This is a genomic window from Cypionkella sp. PAMC25878 (genome assembly GCF_058135695.1).
The window spans coordinates 4,307,651-4,322,542 of sequence record NZ_CM176871.1 but is presented as its reverse complement, the minus strand read 5'-3'; the positions used below and the strand labels follow the sequence as shown (position 1 = coordinate 4,322,542).

General features: G+C 58.4%; 16 protein-coding genes, 1 other RNA gene and 3 pseudogenes. 16 read left to right on the top strand and 4 right to left on the bottom strand.

Features of this window, described 5'->3' with window-relative positions; genetic code table 11:
• Positions 1-151: 151 nt before the first annotated feature.
• On the top strand, positions 152-1,015 hold the full coding sequence (locus ACS5RD_RS21370) for a zinc-ribbon domain-containing protein (RefSeq protein WP_489929040.1): 864 nt from the start codon (positions 152-154) through the stop codon (positions 1,013-1,015).
• 89 nt (positions 1,016-1,104) lie between these two features.
• Positions 1,105-1,202, top strand: an RNA gene (gene ffs, locus ACS5RD_RS21365) — signal recognition particle sRNA small type.
• Positions 1,203-1,375: 173 nt separating this feature from the next.
• Here the strand turns inward: ffs and ACS5RD_RS21360 are convergent.
• A pseudogene (locus tag ACS5RD_RS21360) lies at positions 1,376-1,846 on the bottom strand (GMC oxidoreductase); the annotation flags it as partial.
• 76 nt (positions 1,847-1,922) lie between these two features.
• Here ACS5RD_RS21360 and ACS5RD_RS21355 point away from each other — a divergent pair.
• Both ACS5RD_RS21355 and ACS5RD_RS21350 read left to right on the top strand, forming a co-directional pair.
• Positions 1,923-2,213 (top strand): hypothetical protein, encoded by a 291-nt coding sequence (locus ACS5RD_RS21355; protein WP_489929039.1) that lies wholly within the window; start codon positions 1,923-1,925, stop codon positions 2,211-2,213.
• A gap of 157 nt (positions 2,214-2,370) precedes the next feature.
• Positions 2,371-2,595: pseudogene (locus ACS5RD_RS21350) on the top strand (transposase); the annotation flags it as partial.
• 12 nt (positions 2,596-2,607) lie between these two features.
• Here ACS5RD_RS21350 and ACS5RD_RS21345 read toward each other — a convergent pair.
• A pseudogene (locus ACS5RD_RS21345) lies at positions 2,608-2,928 on the bottom strand (transposase); the annotation flags it as partial.
• Between the two features lie 61 nt (positions 2,929-2,989).
• Here ACS5RD_RS21345 and ACS5RD_RS21340 point away from each other — a divergent pair.
• The 4 genes from ACS5RD_RS21340 to ACS5RD_RS21325 all read left to right on the top strand — a co-directional run bounded on the left by ACS5RD_RS21340 (position 2,990) and on the right by ACS5RD_RS21325 (position 6,626).
• A protein-coding gene (locus ACS5RD_RS21340) for an IS5 family transposase (protein ID WP_489927796.1) occupies positions 2,990-3,747 on the top strand; the annotation gives its coding sequence in 2 pieces (ribosomal slippage) (positions 2,990-3,308 and positions 3,308-3,747; 759 coding nt in all).
• A gap of 126 nt (positions 3,748-3,873) precedes the next feature.
• Positions 3,874-5,370, top strand: coding sequence for a 6-hydroxynicotinate reductase (locus ACS5RD_RS21335; protein ID WP_489929038.1), 1,497 nt, complete (start codon positions 3,874-3,876; stop codon positions 5,368-5,370).
• 90 nt (positions 5,371-5,460) lie between these two features.
• Complete coding sequence (locus tag ACS5RD_RS21330) at positions 5,461-6,045, top strand: amino acid synthesis family protein (protein WP_054008797.1); 585 nt, start codon at positions 5,461-5,463, stop codon at positions 6,043-6,045.
• Positions 6,042-6,626, top strand: a complete 585-nt coding sequence (locus ACS5RD_RS21325; protein ID WP_489929037.1) for an amino acid synthesis family protein — start codon at positions 6,042-6,044, stop codon at positions 6,624-6,626. The genes ACS5RD_RS21330 and ACS5RD_RS21325 overlap by 4 nt, the downstream gene beginning before the upstream one ends.
• Before the next feature lie 30 nt (positions 6,627-6,656).
• Here the strand turns inward: ACS5RD_RS21325 and ACS5RD_RS21320 are convergent, their stop codons facing one another.
• Entirely contained in the window at positions 6,657-7,094 is a 438-nt protein-coding gene (locus tag ACS5RD_RS21320; protein WP_054008799.1) for a MarR family winged helix-turn-helix transcriptional regulator, read from the bottom strand.
• 119 nt (positions 7,095-7,213) lie between these two features.
• Positions 7,214-7,741 carry a MarR family winged helix-turn-helix transcriptional regulator gene (locus ACS5RD_RS21315; RefSeq protein ID WP_489929036.1) on the bottom strand — a complete coding sequence of 176 codons (528 nt, stop codon included), beginning with the start codon at positions 7,739-7,741 and terminating at the stop codon, positions 7,214-7,216.
• A gap of 100 nt (positions 7,742-7,841) precedes the next feature.
• On the opposite strand from ACS5RD_RS21315, the gene ACS5RD_RS21310 reads away from it, so the two are divergent.
• From ACS5RD_RS21310 to ACS5RD_RS21275, 8 genes are all read left to right on the top strand, one after another.
• Positions 7,842-8,486 (top strand): cysteine hydrolase family protein, encoded by a 645-nt coding sequence (locus ACS5RD_RS21310; protein WP_489929035.1) that lies wholly within the window; start codon positions 7,842-7,844, stop codon positions 8,484-8,486.
• A gap of 29 nt (positions 8,487-8,515) precedes the next feature.
• Positions 8,516-9,709: a substrate-binding protein gene (locus ACS5RD_RS21305; protein ID WP_489929034.1), complete on the top strand. Its 1,194-nt coding sequence runs from the start codon at positions 8,516-8,518 to the stop codon at positions 9,707-9,709.
• Between the two features lie 9 nt (positions 9,710-9,718).
• Positions 9,719-10,474, top strand: coding sequence for an ATP-binding cassette domain-containing protein (locus ACS5RD_RS21300; protein ID WP_054008803.1), 756 nt, complete (start codon positions 9,719-9,721; stop codon positions 10,472-10,474).
• A complete protein-coding gene (locus tag ACS5RD_RS21295) occupies positions 10,471-11,181 on the top strand; it encodes an ABC transporter ATP-binding protein (protein ID WP_489929033.1) in 711 nt (236 codons plus the stop codon). Before ACS5RD_RS21300 ends, ACS5RD_RS21295 begins: the two co-directional genes overlap by 4 nt.
• A 15-nt stretch (positions 11,182-11,196) precedes the next feature.
• Positions 11,197-12,051, top strand: coding sequence for a branched-chain amino acid ABC transporter permease (locus tag ACS5RD_RS21290; protein WP_054008804.1), 855 nt, complete (start codon positions 11,197-11,199; stop codon positions 12,049-12,051).
• Positions 12,051-13,013, top strand: a complete 963-nt coding sequence (locus tag ACS5RD_RS21285; RefSeq protein ID WP_489929032.1) for a branched-chain amino acid ABC transporter permease — start codon at positions 12,051-12,053, stop codon at positions 13,011-13,013. The genes ACS5RD_RS21290 and ACS5RD_RS21285 overlap by 1 nt, the downstream gene beginning before the upstream one ends.
• Before the next feature lie 120 nt (positions 13,014-13,133).
• Positions 13,134-13,466 carry a ferredoxin FdxA gene (gene fdxA / locus ACS5RD_RS21280; RefSeq protein WP_489929031.1) on the top strand — a complete coding sequence of 111 codons (333 nt, stop codon included), beginning with the start codon at positions 13,134-13,136 and terminating at the stop codon, positions 13,464-13,466.
• A 286-nt stretch (positions 13,467-13,752) separates the two neighbouring features.
• Positions 13,753-14,823 (top strand): aromatic ring-hydroxylating dioxygenase subunit alpha, encoded by a 1,071-nt coding sequence (locus tag ACS5RD_RS21275; RefSeq protein WP_489929030.1) that lies wholly within the window; start codon positions 13,753-13,755, stop codon positions 14,821-14,823.
• The last annotated feature ends 69 nt before the right edge of the window (positions 14,824-14,892 follow it).

Below are 14,892 nucleotides of genomic sequence, written 5' to 3'. Positions count from 1 at the left end.
CTGTTTGGGCCGCATTGCGTTGCACCATTGCCCAAGGTGGCAAGGGATTCAATCGCTTCGGGTCAAGTTTTGCCACAAAGGCTTCCAGAATGTTTCCTTCATTGCTACAAGTCAGCAGCCTGCCTCACAGAAATGACCCCGGACCCCAACAATGCGTCTAGTTTGCCCGAATTGCGATGCGGAATATGAGGTTGATGCGGCTGCGATCCCCGATGGGGGGCGCGATGTGCAATGTTCCAACTGTGGCCATGCGTGGTTTCAGCTGTCGCCCGAGGTGGAGGCGGAATTGGCGGCAGAGGAGGCGCTGTTTGATGCGCCCCCGCCGATTGCAGCGCAGATTGCCGCGCAGATGGATAGACCTGCGCGTTCGGCTGCAGCCGATGTCGCCGCGCCGGAGCGGCCCGATGTGGATGATTCAGAGCTTGATCCGCCGTTGACCGAAGTCGCGCCGATGAGCGAGGCTGCGCCGCCCGTGCCCGAACCCGCCCTGCGCAGCATTGATGAAAGCGTGCTGGCGGTACTACGTGAGGAAGCCGAGCGTGAGGTCGAGGCCCGTAAGGTGGAAACTCCGGTGGTGGAAACCCAGACCGAACTGGGGCTGGAGACTCCGGCGGCGGGGGCTGTGGCGCGCCGCTTGGCGCGGATGAAGGGCGAGCCCGAGGCGGTGGTCAAACCGCAAACCCGGCGCGAAATGCTGCCCGAGATTGAGGAAATCAACTCCACCCTGCGCGCCAGCAGCGAAAAACGTTCGGGCCAGTCGGCGATTGCCGAGACTTTGGGCGAAGATGGTGCGCAGAAATCCAGCTTCCGCTCGGGCTTCGTGCTGATGCTGGTTCTGGGCGTGGCGCTGCTGACCGCCTATGTGATGGCACCGAAACTGGCGCAGCAATTCCCGGCGGCGGCGGGGGCGTTGCAAGCCTATGTCGCGGCGGTGGATGCCGGGCGGCTGTGGCTGGACGGAATGCTGAAATCCGCCATTGGGTTTCTGAAAGGGCTTGCGGGCGGTAAGGCATAGCCGTCTGCGCTTTTGCCCGAAATCACGCCCCATCAGCGACCCTGTCACGAAGCCTTGCGAATCCGATTGCACCGCCCTATATCGAAGATTGAGAGGTTGGCGCGGGTAAGCGCCTCGCCAACCCGGTCAGGTCCGGAAGGAAGCAGCCGTAACGAGCCCCGCTTGGGTCGTTGTCAGCCTCTCACCTATCCCCTTCTATTAGGCGTTTGCCAGTGATGCTGGAAACAACGCTGCGGGCGTTTGGCCCCGCACAGCGGGGTGTCAGGCTTGCGCCGCCTTGATCAGATCAGCTGATTTTTCCCCGATCATGATGCAAACCGCGTTCGGATTGCCGGAAATCAGCTGCGGCATCATCAAAGCATCCGCGACCCGTAAGCCAGTTATGCTATGCAGCCGCAACTGCGGATCCACCACGGCCATCGCGTCGCTGTCAGCCCGGCAGGTGCCCACCGGATGCAAAGCTGCATGGACCTCGGTCTGGCAAAAGCGCCGGAAACCGTCGCGGGTGATCGCTGGGCCGGGGATTTGGCGCTGGGCGATGTAGCGCCGCATCTCGGGCTGATCCATCGCCTCCATCGCGAAAAGCCCAGCATTGGTGAGGGCATCCAGATCATAGGGATCGCTGAAATAATTCGGGCCAACACGGCCATCTTCGACAAGAACGGGATCACTGAACCCACCAGTTGGGAGGAGTTGATCGCCAATGCCCAGAGGCGGAAAGCCGCCGGGGTCATCCCGATCGCGATGAGCGACGAAAGCTGGCAGATCGAAGAGATCTGGGAAAGCATGGTCGCCGATGTAAACGGCCAGGATTTCTACAAAAAAAGCCACGATTGATCTGGATGGGACCACGCTTTCCAACCCCGAGAGGATCAAGGTCTTTGATCTTCTGGGCCAGATTCGCGGCTTGCATGACGATGGCTATACCGGATGCGATTGGGCTGCGGCGACCAACCTTGTGCCAATGGGTCAAGCGGACATGCAGATCATGGGGGATTGGGCCAAGGGTGAGTTTCAGGCCAAAGGCATGAAGCCCGGCGTGGATTTCCTGTGCTTCCCGTCGCCGACCGCCACCCCGAACCACAAATTCGTCTTCGATGCCTTTGGCGGTTTCACGAATGACAATGCCGACATGAACAAGGGCCAGGACGCCGTGGCCGAGGCAATCCATGGACCCGCAGGTTCAGCGGGACTTTAATTTGGTTAAAGGCGCAATACCGGCGCGGATTGACGTGTCGATGGACGGGTTCGACGATTGCACCAAGCGCAGCTCAATCGACCGGGCATCGCCCTGAACCTGCACCGGTTTCGTTCCGGTGTTCTGAGAGCGATGATCGCCATGAAGGAGACTTGATATGGCAGCACGACCCAGCGACGAGTTCAAACGAGATGCGGTTCGGATCGCGCAGACCAGCGGTCTGAGCATGCGTCAGGTTGCATCTGATTTGGGGATCGGGCTTTCGACGCTCGGCAAGTGGATTCGGGCTATTGCCGAAGAGGCTAAGGTGCCCGCACAGGATGCTGAGCTTCTGCGCGAGAACGACCGGCTTCGCAAAGGGAACCGCATACTCCGGGAGGAGTATCCGTCTTGGTCAAGTCGGTTTTGCGGCCCATTTTCTATCGTCGCGCAGCAGAGCATTTGCTAACACAAGAAGCTTTCGCATGACGGCTGTGATCGCGACCTTCTTTTCTTTCCCCGCAGCGATCAGGGCTGCGTATTTCAGCTTCATATCCAAATTGAACCTGATCGCGACAAGTGCGGGCATAAATATCGCATGGCGCAGGTTGGGACGTCCGCCCAAAATCCGCGCCTTGCCCTGCCATTTCCCCGAGCTTTGTGACATCGGAGCAAGACCCGCGAGGCTGCCGACTTGTTTGTTGGTCAGGCTGCCAATCTCGGGCATGTCAACTAGGGTCAGGACCTATTGATTTTGCAACGCAGCCGTGATTCAGGCTCCGCAAGGAGACTGAGCAATGAGCAACCTTTACTGGCTGACGGACGAGCAGATGGCTCGACTTAAACCCTTCTTTCCCAAGAGCCACGGGGTGCCGCGTGTCGATGATCGTCGGGTCTTGAGCGGCATTATCTTCATCAATCGCAATGGCTTGCGTTGGTCTGACGCGCCGAAGGAATACGGCCCGGCGAAGACGCTTTACAACCGTTGGAAGCGATGGGGCGACATGGGCGTCTTTGCCCGGATGATGGAAGGGTTGGCCTCCGAGGCGGCGGTCCCGAAGACGGTGATGATCGACGCGACCTATCTCAAGGCGCACCGCACGGCTTCAAGCCTTGGGGTGAAAAAGGGGGGCGCGGTCGTCTGATTGGCCGGACCAAAGGTGGCATGAATACCAAACTGCATGCCGTCACTGACGAAAACGGCCGACCGATCCGCTTCTTCATGACCGCAGGTCAGGTCAGCGATTACACCGGCGCTGCGGCCTTACTGGGCAGCTTACCCAAAGCGACGTGGCTGCTGGCTGACCGGGGTTATGACGCCGACTGGTTCCGAGACGCCCTGAAAAACAAGGGGATCACGCCTTGCATCCCCGGCCGGAAGTCACGCGCGAAGCCTGTCAAATACGATAAACGCCGATACAAACGCCGCAATCGGATTGAGATCATGTTTGGCCGTCTCAAAGACTGGCGGCGGGTGGCAACACGTTACGACAGATGCCCAAAAGTCTTCCTCTCCGCCGTCGCTCTCGCCGCAACCGTCTTGTTCTGGCTTTGACGATCAATGAGTCTGGACCCTAGAGGCTTTCGATCTTGTCGAGGGCAGCAACAATGCTCCCGCGACTTTCGTTGTCGAACGTGCCTTCGTCGACTGAATCCACCCCACCCGCGCGAGTATAATCCCATGGCCGAAGCCGCCGCCCCCTCCAGCAAGATCCGCTGTGACGCATGTCCGGTCATGTGTTACATCGCCGATGGCAATGCTGGTGCCTGCGACCGATATGCCAATCATGCTGGCACGCTGGTCCGGCTTGATCCGATCACCATTCTTCAGTCGGGTGCGCCCTCAGTGGCTTTCCTTGGATCCGACGCTGATCCGGCGGACTGGAACGGCGACATCATCCGCGGCGACCGGACGTTCCTGACCGCAGTTGGTGCGGGCACGACCTATCCCGATTATAAACCCGCCCCCTTCATCGTCAGTCAGTCCGTGCAGGGTGCGGACATGATCACCGTCGTGACGGAAGGGATTTTCAGCTATTGCGGCGTGAAGGTGAAAATCGACACCGACCGCCATATCGGCGACGAGTGCGCCGTTATCCGCGTCGACGGCGAACCGATCGGGCATGTTATGACCGGGGAATATGGCTCGCGGATGTTGTCGCTGGGCGGCGTGGACCACCTGACCGGCGGATCGAAGAAAGAAGGCCGTGTCACCTGTGACGCTCTTTTGCGGTTGTGCAATCGTGCGGCCGTTGATTTGTCCATCGACGATGGCGTCACCATCGTGGTGCAGGCGGGCAAGCCGCCAATCATCAACGGCGTGCCCGAGCGGCTGATGCGTGTCGGTTGCGGCTCTGCAACGATTGGGATCTTTGCCAAACAATGGGCGGATCTTGTCGACGAGGTCGTTGTGGTCGACGACCATATCACCGGGGTGCTTTCAGAGCATCAGGCCGGGAAATTGCTGGATGTCCGTCCAACGGGCATTCGGTTGAAGGGCCGGCGCTCTACTCCCGGACGCTACTTTCAGGTGGCGGACTCGGGCGATGGCTGGGGCGGCACCAGCATCAAGGACGCGCTAGAAATCCTCAATCCCTTCGATCCAAAGGTTGCATGGCCGGGCCTGCGGCTTTTGATGGTCTCGACCACCGGAGAGCAGTGGGCCTATTACGAACTTGACGACACGCTGGTGCCGCGTCCGGCAGAGGCCCCCGCGGCTATTCAGGCGACGGCAGAGCGGATTGCGGAAAATTGCGAACCCTCGGTCTGCTCGGTGCTGTTCATGGGCGGCGCTGGTGGCTCTCTGCGGGCGGGCGTAACCGAGAATCCGGTGCGGCTGACGCGATCGGTCAAGGAGGCCTTGACGCATGTCACTTGCGGCGGCGCCGAAACCTACATTTGGCCGGGCGGCGGGATCACCGTCATGGTTGATGTGCTGGACATGCCGGAAAACTCGTTCGGATATGTGCCGACGCCAGCGTTGGTTGCCCCTATCGAGTTTACGCTGTTACGCCAAGATTACGCCGAGATGGGCGGACATGTTTCGCAGATCATCCCGATCGAAGACGTGCCGCGAAATGGCTTGCGCCGGGTGCGGCACGATCCGTCTGCACAGCATCCCCATGATGCGCAGAATTTTCGCTGGCATCGGCTTGGCGACAAAGACGAGGCCGGATGACACCCGGCGCCGCGCTGTTCTTGCGGCGACGGAACGTGGCGGTCGGGCAGAACGAATTTTGTTTGATATCATCTGTGAAGGAGGCTGAACTTGCCTGAAGTACGCATTCGGAAGATCGCAACTGTGGTCGAGGAAATCAGACATGAGGGCGGACCGCTGGCCAGCGTTCCCTTGTTGCGCGGCGCGGCGATGGCGGTCATCGAAAATCCCTTTGCCGGTCGCTATGTCGAAGAGATTCAGCCTTTCATGGAAGACTTGAAGCCGCTGGGCCTAGAGCTCGCCAACCGGCTTCTGGCCGTACTTGGCGGCGATGCCAGCAAGATCGAAGGCTATGGCAAAGGCGCCATCGTCGGCGCGGGCGGCGAGCTTGAACATGGCGCGCTTTGGCATGCGCCGGGCGGCTATGCGATGCGTGAGGCCCTTGGCGGTGCCAAGGCCATCGTTGCCTCGACCAAAAAAGTGGGCGGCGTCGGGGCGCGGCTCGACATTCCGATCACACATATTCATGCCTCGTATGTGCGCAGCCATTTCGACTCTATGGAGATCGGGCTTTCCGACGGGCCGCGGGCGAATGAAATACTTGTCGCCCTCGTTATGACGACAGGACCGCGCGTGCACAGTCGGTCTGGCGGTTTTACCACCGCCGAGATCATCGGCGAGGATGGTCTGCGATGAAGTGCGAAATCAGGAAGATCGCTGTATGGGTCGAAGAAACCCAGCGTGAGATGGGGCAGCAACTTGCCCATCCCACCCGCAAGGCAGTGGCGGTTGCGGTCATTGCCAATCCGTTCGCCGGACGGTTTGTCGAGGATCTCTCTGTCTTGATGGATATCGGGGCCGAGCTTGGCGGCTTGCTGGGCGCGCGCTGCGTGGCGGCGCTGGGCATCGCGCCGGATGACGCGCAGAGCTATGGCAAGGCGGCAATGGTTGGCGAAGCGGGTGAGTTGGAACATGCAGCCGCAATCCTGCACCCCAAACTTGGCGCACCATTGCGGGTTGCCGTCGGCAAAGGTGCCGCCCTTGTTCCGTCTTCGAAGAAGATGGGCAGCGTTGGCCAAGTGCTTGACGTGCCGCTCGGACACAAGGATGCGGCCTATGTCAGAAGCCATTTCGACGGCATCGAAGTGCGCTTGAACGATGCGCCGCGCGCGGGCGAAATTATGGTCGCCGTCGCGGTCACCGACAGCGGCCGCCCTCTCGCCCGGGTTGGTGGATTGACGCATGATCAGGTCGAAGGCAAAGACGGCCTTCGCTGAATAAAGCCTCCCCGCCCGTGCGGGGAGGCTTTATTCGATGAGTTTGTCCAACAAGGACAGTAATTGCTGCTCTTCGCGTTTGCTCAGCCGCCGCGTTGTCAACTTCGAGATATTGCGGGCGCTGACTATGGCAGAAACCAGAAAAGCGGATCCTTCCTCGGTAAGCGAAACATCTAGGCGCCTGAGATCTGTCTTTGATGGATGTGTCTGGACGAAGCTCCGCTTTTTCAGACGGTCAATAACTCCCTTGACGGTTGCGGCATCGCTCGCCACCTGCCTGCCAAGTTCGTTCTGCGACACCGACCCGCATTCGTGCAGTTTCCAGAGCAAAGAAAACTGCGTCGGCGTCACGTCGGGAAGAGTCAGCGCAAAGGTTTCGGCGTGCTTTTGATGGGCGAGGCGCAGCTTGAACCCGATCTGATCTTCAAGGACGTAATCGGACGCCGAATCGCTGGAGAAGTCATTCATTATCTTGACCTGTCACATTTCTGATCCGGTCGAACGTTCATATTGGATGGCCTTTTGTGCGCAGCTCGCAGCGTATCTGTGGCTAAAGGCTAAGTGCAACTTGTCAGCTTGCCGCGACATCAGTCGGACCGATGCGCCAAGATCAATCGGTCAAGCAGATCAAGCAGATGTTCGCGGTCTGGCACACTAAGCGGCGCAAGAACCTGTTCGGAAACCAGATGCGCCTGCGACCGCAGGTTTTCGGCCAATGTCTTGCCTTCTGGCGTAAGGCTGATCACCCGGAACCGTTTGTCATCTTCTGCCACCGCCACATCAACCAGCTTGCGGCTTGTCAGTCGTTTTAAGACACCGTTAAGCGTCGGCATATCCATGGCCGTCTGCAGTGCCAATTCAGACTGCGCCATCCCGGGGCGAACCCACAGAGCAGAAAGGACAGCAAACTGCCCGGTGGTCACTTTTGATGACCCGATCTGCGCCCCAAGAACTTCAGAAAAAATCTCAACCGCGATCTGATTCGCAACGCGAAGCCGATACCCAATCTGCGCGTGCAGATCGTAATCTTGTCCGATTATCTCAGTCGACTCGTTTTTACTGCCGTCCTGTTGCCAAAAACTGTCGTTGATTTCTACGGGTTCGATTTTCTGCATTTTTTATACGTCTTTCCTGCGCATATGATAACCGCGGCGTTGACACTTAGTACACTAAGCAATAGCCTGATTCCATCATAGAATAGCTTTGGAGTGTAGTATGGTTCACTTCTCTGCCTACCAGGAAACGGCTTCGGAAATCGCTATCAAGCCGACATCCACGGCTGTTCTCGTCGTCGATATGCTTGCTGACTTTTGCCTTCCCGGCGGAGCAATGGTGCTGCCCGGTTATGAGGCACTCGTTGGGCCGCAAAACGAGGTGATCCGGGCGCTGCGCAATGCTGGTGCCGTTATTGTATTTATCGTCGATGCACATCGCCCACAGGCCAGAAGAGACCGCGAATTTCTGAAGAGGATGCCTCACTGTATTGAGGGCACGCCCGGCGTGCAGGTCATTCCAGAGCTTGATCAATCTCCTTCGGACATCGCGGTTATAAAGCGTCGCTATTCCGGGTTCTTCAATACGGACCTCGACGTAACGCTGCGTGATATGATGGTGGATACCGTCATTGTCATGGGTGTCGTTACCAACATTTGTGTGCGCTCGACGGTCCATGACGCATTCTTTCACGGCTACACCGTAATCGTGCCCCAAGACTGCTGCGCGGCGACCGGTCCTCGTGAGCAAGCCTCGACACTCCACGATATCTCGACCCACTTCGGGGTCGTCAGTGATGCCCGCAGTATCGTGGAAAGCATTTGCACATGTAAACCTCTGCCCGTTCAGGACGGCAACAGTTTCTAAATAAACAAAAACCACAACAGGGTGAGAAAATGAAAACGGATCAAAAACTGATAGGTTCCACGACCCGCCGCAGCCTGCTCAAAGTCGGCCTTGGCGGCGTCGCTTTGGCATCTTTAGGGATGCCGACAATTTTGCGTGCGGCAGAGCCGATCCGCATCGGCGTGCTGCAGCCGTTCTCCGGCGGCCTCGAACTGCTGGGCGAGCAAGGCGCGCAGGGCATCGAAATGGCGTTGCTCGAAGCCAATGCCGCAGGCGGCATTCTTGGCGGGCGGATGTTTGAAATCATCCGTGCTGACACCAAAACCGACCCTAAAACCGCCGTCGAAAAGTCCAACGAGCTCATCCGCGCGCAAAAGGTCGCGGCCGTGATCGGCCCGGTCACCAGCGCCGAGCGCGATGCCATCCGGTCGACCTATGAGCGTTTCAAGACCCCGTTGATCTATGCAACGGACTATGAAGGCGGCGTTTGCAGCCAATATATCACCTGCTACAGCGCACTTCCGCAACATTCGGTCACCCCGCTTGTGCCATACGCTGTCGAGAATGTTGGCAAGGCGTTCTATTTGCTTGGCAGCGACTACATCTGGCCACAAAAGATGAATGCGGCTTTCCGCGCCGAAGCGGAAAAAGCCGGTGCGACAATCACAGGCGAAGAATATGGGGCATGGGGTTCCAAAGACTACACGCCGACGCTGCGCAAGATCGAGAGTTCGGGGGCCGATACGGTGGTGCTGACCATCGTTGGTGGTGATGCCGTCACGTTCGTTAAGCAGTTCGCGGCATCGGCACTTAAGGGCAAAGTGCGGATCATCTTCTTTGGTTTCAGCGAAAACTATCTGTCGGGCCTGTCGGTGGAGGAAGCAGAAGGCATCGTCGGCACCGCAAACTTCATCGCCACGCTCGACAAACCAGAAGCCAAGGAATTTGTCGCCAAGGTCAAGGCCCGTTATGGCGACGCCGCAATCGTTTCAAATACGGTGGACGCCCACTATACCGCGACGCGCTTCCTCGTCGAAGGCCTGAAGAAGGCAGATTCTGACCAGACCGATGCTTTCTCTGCGGCGATGCTCGACATGCCGATGATGTCTGGCAACGGCGAGGTGCAGCTCAGGTCCGCAGATCGGCATGCCGACCTCAACATCCTTATTTTCGAAGCACGCGGCGGTAAGATGGAAGTGCTGAAAGATCTTGGGCGCATCATTGCACCCAGCCAGTGCTCCTGAGCGGTTTGCATGGAAACTACCCCTCAAATCCTTGAGGTCAAAGAGGTCACGATGCGCTTTGGCGGCATCGTGGCCTTGGACGGCCTTAATCTGTCGCTGCGGGCCGGAGAGTTGCGCTGCATTCTTGGTCCCAACGGCTGTGGAAAAACAACCTTGTTCAACGTCCTGACAGGCGCGCTGCGCCCGACCTCAGGAACCGTGAGCTTCCAAGGCGCAATGATCAGCGGAAAAAGCCCAGCAGCGATCGCGCGGCTCGGCATCTCGCGCAAATTTCAGGTGCCGGGGATCTATCCCGAGCTTTCTGTGATAGAAAATATCGCACTTCCGCTGGCGGCGGCGAACCGTCATCCCGGCGTGTGGTCCTTGCTTCGTCAGCGCCCTGACCGCGCCCGGATTGCAGAACTGATGGGCTTTGCAGGCCTGTCCCAGAAGGGGCATGTGACTGCTGCCGAATTGTCGCATGGCGAAAAGCAAAAGCTGGAAGTGATGATGCTTCTGGCCACCGATGCCGACCTTCTGCTGCTGGATGAACCGACCGCCGGGATGTCAAAGGGGGAAACCTCGGCCATTGCAGCGCTGATCCGCAAACTGACGTCGGAACTCGGCAAAACGGTGCTGGTCATCGAACACGATATGAACTTTGTGCGCGAGCTCGATTGCCCGGTCACGGTCATGGCGCGCGGCACTGTTATTGCCGATGGCAGCTATGACGAAGTGCGCCACGATCCACGCGTGATCGAATGTTATCTCGGGCGGGCGGCATGATGCTTGAAATCAATGGTTTGCACGCTGGATACCTTAAAGGAAGCCAGGTTCTCGATGGCCTGTCGATGAAAATTGGCAAGGGCGAGTCGGTTGCCATTCTGGGCCGCAACGGGATGGGAAAGACCACCCTGATGCGCACCCTGACCGGCCATCTTAAACCCACGGCAGGCTCCATCCGCTTTGCAGGTGCCGACATAGCAGGTAAGCCGCCCTATCGCATCGCACGCGCCGGGATTGGCTATGTACCGCAAGGCCGGGATATTTTCAGTGATTTTACGGTCGAGGAAAATCTGCGCATGGGCGTGCTGGGCAAGCCGGGGCTCGGATCGACCGTCCCTGACCTCGCCTATGAGCTTTTCCCCATCCTGGCAGAGCGTCGCGACCAACGGGCAGGCACCATGTCAGGCGGGCAGCAGCAGCAGCTTGCTATCATGCGTGCCTTGCTTGGCAAGCCGGACCTTCTGATCCTCGACGAGCCCTCTGAAGGGATTCAGCCTTCGATTGTGCACGACATCGGCACCACGCTGCGGCGGTACGCCGACACCCATGGCCTGACGATCCTGCTGGTCGAGCAGAACCTCGATCTGGTGAACCTGCTCGCGCATCACGCATTGTTCATGGAGAACGGCACGATCGTCGAGCGGGTGGATGACATTGCGCGCCTTCAGACCGACGCCGATCTCATCAACCGCTATCTGACCGTTTGACCCAAAGGAGCGCGAATGGAACTCGTATTAACAATCGGCCTCGATGCTCTCAGCTTCGTACTGACGCTGCTTCTGGTCACGCTTGGCCTCGTGATCGTGTATGGCATGATGAACGTGATCAACATGGCGCATGGCGAACTCTTTCTGCTGGGGGCCTATACTTTGGTGGCGGCGCAGTCGGCCGGGTTGCCATTCTGGGCCGGCGTTCTACTGGCCATGCTTGTGGTGGGGCTCGCCGGGTTGCTGATTGAGGAATTGGTGATACGGCATGTCTATGGCAGGCCAATCGACACGATCCTTGCGACCTGGGGCTTGTCAATTGCCATCAAGCAACTGATCATTATTGTGTTCGGGCCAGCCGCGATCAGCCTCACAAACCCGCTGCCGGGATCGGTCTCGGTGCTGGGCATAGATTATCCCGCCTATCGGCTGGTGATTATGGCAGTGTCGGCATTTCTGGCTGCCACCGTCTATCTGGTGTTGTTTCGCACCTCGATCGGGCTTCAGATCCGGTCCGTCATTGCCAATCGTGGCATGGCCGGATCATTGGGCGTGAACACCCGCTTGATGGATCGCGGCACCTTCGCGGTTGGCGCAGCACTGGCCGGCATAGCTGGCGCTGTGATGGCTCCGATCATGAGCGTTGATCCCCAGATGGGTGTCGGCTTTCTGATCCCCGCCTTCCTTGCCGTGCTTGTCGGGGGCCTGAATTCGTTGCTCGGTGCCGTGATCGGGGCCGGGATCATCGGCGGCGCCTCCACCACGCTTTCAAGCGGTATGGCGCAAGCCACCGCCCAGATTTGCGTCTTCGTCATCGCCATTGTCGTCATCCGGCTGTTTCCGAATGGCTTGTCGAAGGGATTCCGTTAATGACTCGCCGCTTGCCACTGTTCTTGACCATCGGCATCTGGGTCTTGTTGCTACTTGCGCCTTTGGCCCTTGACGACTGGCGCATCAGCCAACTCGCGCAATTTTTGACCTATGGGCTCTTTGCGCTCAGTCTGGCGTTCATCTGGGGGCAAGCCGGTATTCTTTGTTTCGGTCAGGCGATCTTCTTCGGCATCGGCGCTTATCTGATGGCGCTGATCACCTTGGGCAAGCTGCCACTGCTGGGAGAAAGCCAGTGGACGGGTATCATCCTGGGTGCTGTCGGGGGCGGAGTCGGGGCCTTCGGCTTGGCACTTTTCATGCTGGGCGGGCGCGGACTGTCCGGCGCGCATCTTGGAATCGTGACCCTCTGCGCCGCCGTTGTGGCCGAAGTTGCCGCCCAACGCTGGGATTTCATTGGCGGTTTCAATGGCTTGCTTGGCGTGCCGCCACTCGTAGCGCCCTACACACGCGACGACATGTTCCTTAGCTCGAACGAGACTTACTTCCTCGTGCTTGCAATCGTCATGGCCGTCTATCTGCTGCTGCTTCTAATCAGCCGATCGTCATTTGGAACGCTACTTGCGGCGATCCGCAGCAACGAAAACCGGACGCGCTACTTTGGCTTTGATGTAACAGTCGCAAAACTGTTCGCCTTTTCGTTGGCGGGGATGATTTCCGGGCTGGCGGGGGCCTTGTTTACGGCGCAGTTCGGCTTCGTGTCGCCTCCGCTTGTCGGTTTTGGTCTTTCGACCGAAGTGCTGATTTGGGTCGCTGTCGGGGGGCGCGAGGTTTTGCTTGCGGCCTTTGTTGGTGCCATATTTGTGCGCTGGGTCGAAAACCTGCTGTCGGACAAGCTGGGGCAATACTGGCTGTTGGCGATGGGCCTGATGTTCATCTTCGTGGTCATTCTTGCGCCGCGCGGTTTGTTCGGGCGCATCCTGAATCTGTCGAAATCCCGCTAACAGCCCGGCCTAAGGGCACACCCATCGTACAAATCATCGGGTCAGACCATGACCTGATGGCTTGCTTCTACATGCCGATTTTTATCGGCGCTGCACTTCCACGAAGAGGGATCATTCAAGATGACATATGTTGTCGCAGAGGCCTGCATCCGCTGCAAATATCAAGACTGCGTTGAGGTCTGCCCCGTCGACTGCTTTTATGAAGGCGAAAATATGCTCGTCATCCACCCGGATGAATGCATCGATTGCGCCGTGTGCGAGCCGGAATGCCCGGTGGATGCGATCAAACCGGATACGGAAGCCAACATCGAGTATTGGCTGGCGATCAACCGGCGTTTCGCCGAGATATGGCCGAACATTAACAGCAAAGGCGCGCCTCCGGCCGATCATGATGTCTGGGCAACGGTCAGCGACAAACGCGAAGAATTAAGCAGTCTTCCCGCCGCACGCTGACACGGGCGGCATGGAATGGCGATGCAAAGCCCGGCTGTGCGCAGCAAGAGGGTAGGCACAATACGTCACGGCGCCTGCGCGCAAAACAACAGCTGCAGAAAAGTGGGATGCAATCTGAGCCGATGTCTCGCCGCGCATTCTTCACCATTTTCCGCGTTCAACTGTTGCACGAACGCGATTTTTGTTGACCGAATCAACAATCAAGAAAATACTTCGTTCACTAACTATAGTATTTCGCCTACTAAATATATGGTGTCGGCAACCGACAAACCCGGAGGAAAAGCATATGACGACACTTGTCCGCAACGCATGGTACGTTGCCGCCTGGTCAACGGAAGTCGACGAACAACTGCGTCGTTTTGTAATCCTGGAAGATCCCGTTCTGCTTTTCCGCCGCACCGACGGACGTATCGCGGCACTGGCAGACCGTTGCCCGCACCGCCTTCTGCCTTTGCACAAGGGCAAGCGGATCGGCGACGCTGTGCAATGTGGCTACCATGGGCTTACGTTTGATGCCGACGGCAAATGCGTGCGCGTCCCGGGGCAAGACAAGGTGCCGACTGCCGCTTATGTCGACGCCTATCCTGTGGAAGAGCGTCACGGCATCGTCTGGATCTGGATGGGCGACAAAGAGCGCGCGGATCCGGCCACGATCTTCAGCCTTCCCCAATTCGACGACGCGGCTTGGCATATGCACCACGGCGGCGCGTTGCATATCAAGTCGAACTATCTGAACGTGGCGGAAAACCTTGTCGATCCGGCCCATGTCAGTTTTGTCCATCCGACAACGTTGGGCAACTCGGCCTCAGAAAATGTTCCGGTCCATATCTCGACCGATGGCGATGCCATCGTCGCGTGGCGCTGGATTCGCAACTCTGAACCGATCGGCTTTTTCAAGGCGTTTGGCGGCTTTACCGGCAATGTCGATCGCTGGCATTACTATTACCTCCACCTACCCTGCACCGCCTACATTGATTTCGGCTCGGCGGATGCCGGGCTGGAGATTGCAGAGGATGAACGCGATCGTGGCAACCGCGTTTTCGCCCTGCACTTCCTGACCCCGGTGGATGAAAACTACACGATTGACCGCTGGATGCACCTGCGCAACACAGCCATTGATACCGAAGAAGCCTCGGTCAAGATCGACCGGATGTTTGAGATCGCCTTCTCTGAGGACAAGGAAATCCTTGAGGCGGTTCACGCCGAAGAACAGCGACCGAAAAAACGCCGCCCGATCCGCATCGCTATTGATCGCGGACCAATGGTCTACCGCAAGCGCATTGCCGAAATGCTGGAGCGTGAGCGCACCGAAGATGCCTCGGCACCCGGCAATGGCGCCTATGTTTTCCACGACTGAACGCGGCAGGGGGTGGGCCGACATCTGTTGGTCCATCCCCTGCGGATACAGAAGATTGCGCGCGCAACT

Excerpts from the sequence above, each read along its gene's own strand:
- ACS5RD_RS21370 (WP_489929040.1), top strand. The coding sequence starts at position 152 with ATGCGTCTAGTTTGCCCGAATTGCGATGCGGAATATGAGGTTGATGCG.
- ACS5RD_RS21335 (WP_489929038.1), top strand. The coding sequence starts at position 3,874 with ATGGCCGAAGCCGCCGCCCCCTCCAGCAAGATCCGCTGTGACGCATGT.
- ACS5RD_RS21325 (WP_489929037.1), top strand. The coding sequence starts at position 6,042 with ATGAAGTGCGAAATCAGGAAGATCGCTGTATGGGTCGAAGAAACCCAG.
- ACS5RD_RS21320 (WP_054008799.1), bottom strand. The coding sequence starts at position 7,094 with ATGAATGACTTCTCCAGCGATTCGGCGTCCGATTACGTCCTTGAAGAT.
- ACS5RD_RS21315 (WP_489929036.1), bottom strand. The coding sequence starts at position 7,741 with ATGCAGAAAATCGAACCCGTAGAAATCAACGACAGTTTTTGGCAACAG.
- ACS5RD_RS21310 (WP_489929035.1), top strand. The coding sequence starts at position 7,842 with ATGGTTCACTTCTCTGCCTACCAGGAAACGGCTTCGGAAATCGCTATC.
- ACS5RD_RS21305 (WP_489929034.1), top strand. The coding sequence starts at position 8,516 with ATGAAAACGGATCAAAAACTGATAGGTTCCACGACCCGCCGCAGCCTG.
- ACS5RD_RS21300 (WP_054008803.1), top strand. The coding sequence starts at position 9,719 with ATGGAAACTACCCCTCAAATCCTTGAGGTCAAAGAGGTCACGATGCGC.
- ACS5RD_RS21295 (WP_489929033.1), top strand. The coding sequence starts at position 10,471 with ATGATGCTTGAAATCAATGGTTTGCACGCTGGATACCTTAAAGGAAGC.
- ACS5RD_RS21290 (WP_054008804.1), top strand. The coding sequence starts at position 11,197 with ATGGAACTCGTATTAACAATCGGCCTCGATGCTCTCAGCTTCGTACTG.
- ACS5RD_RS21285 (WP_489929032.1), top strand. The coding sequence starts at position 12,051 with ATGACTCGCCGCTTGCCACTGTTCTTGACCATCGGCATCTGGGTCTTG.
- fdxA (WP_489929031.1), top strand. The coding sequence starts at position 13,134 with ATGACATATGTTGTCGCAGAGGCCTGCATCCGCTGCAAATATCAAGAC.
- ACS5RD_RS21275 (WP_489929030.1), top strand. The coding sequence starts at position 13,753 with ATGACGACACTTGTCCGCAACGCATGGTACGTTGCCGCCTGGTCAACG.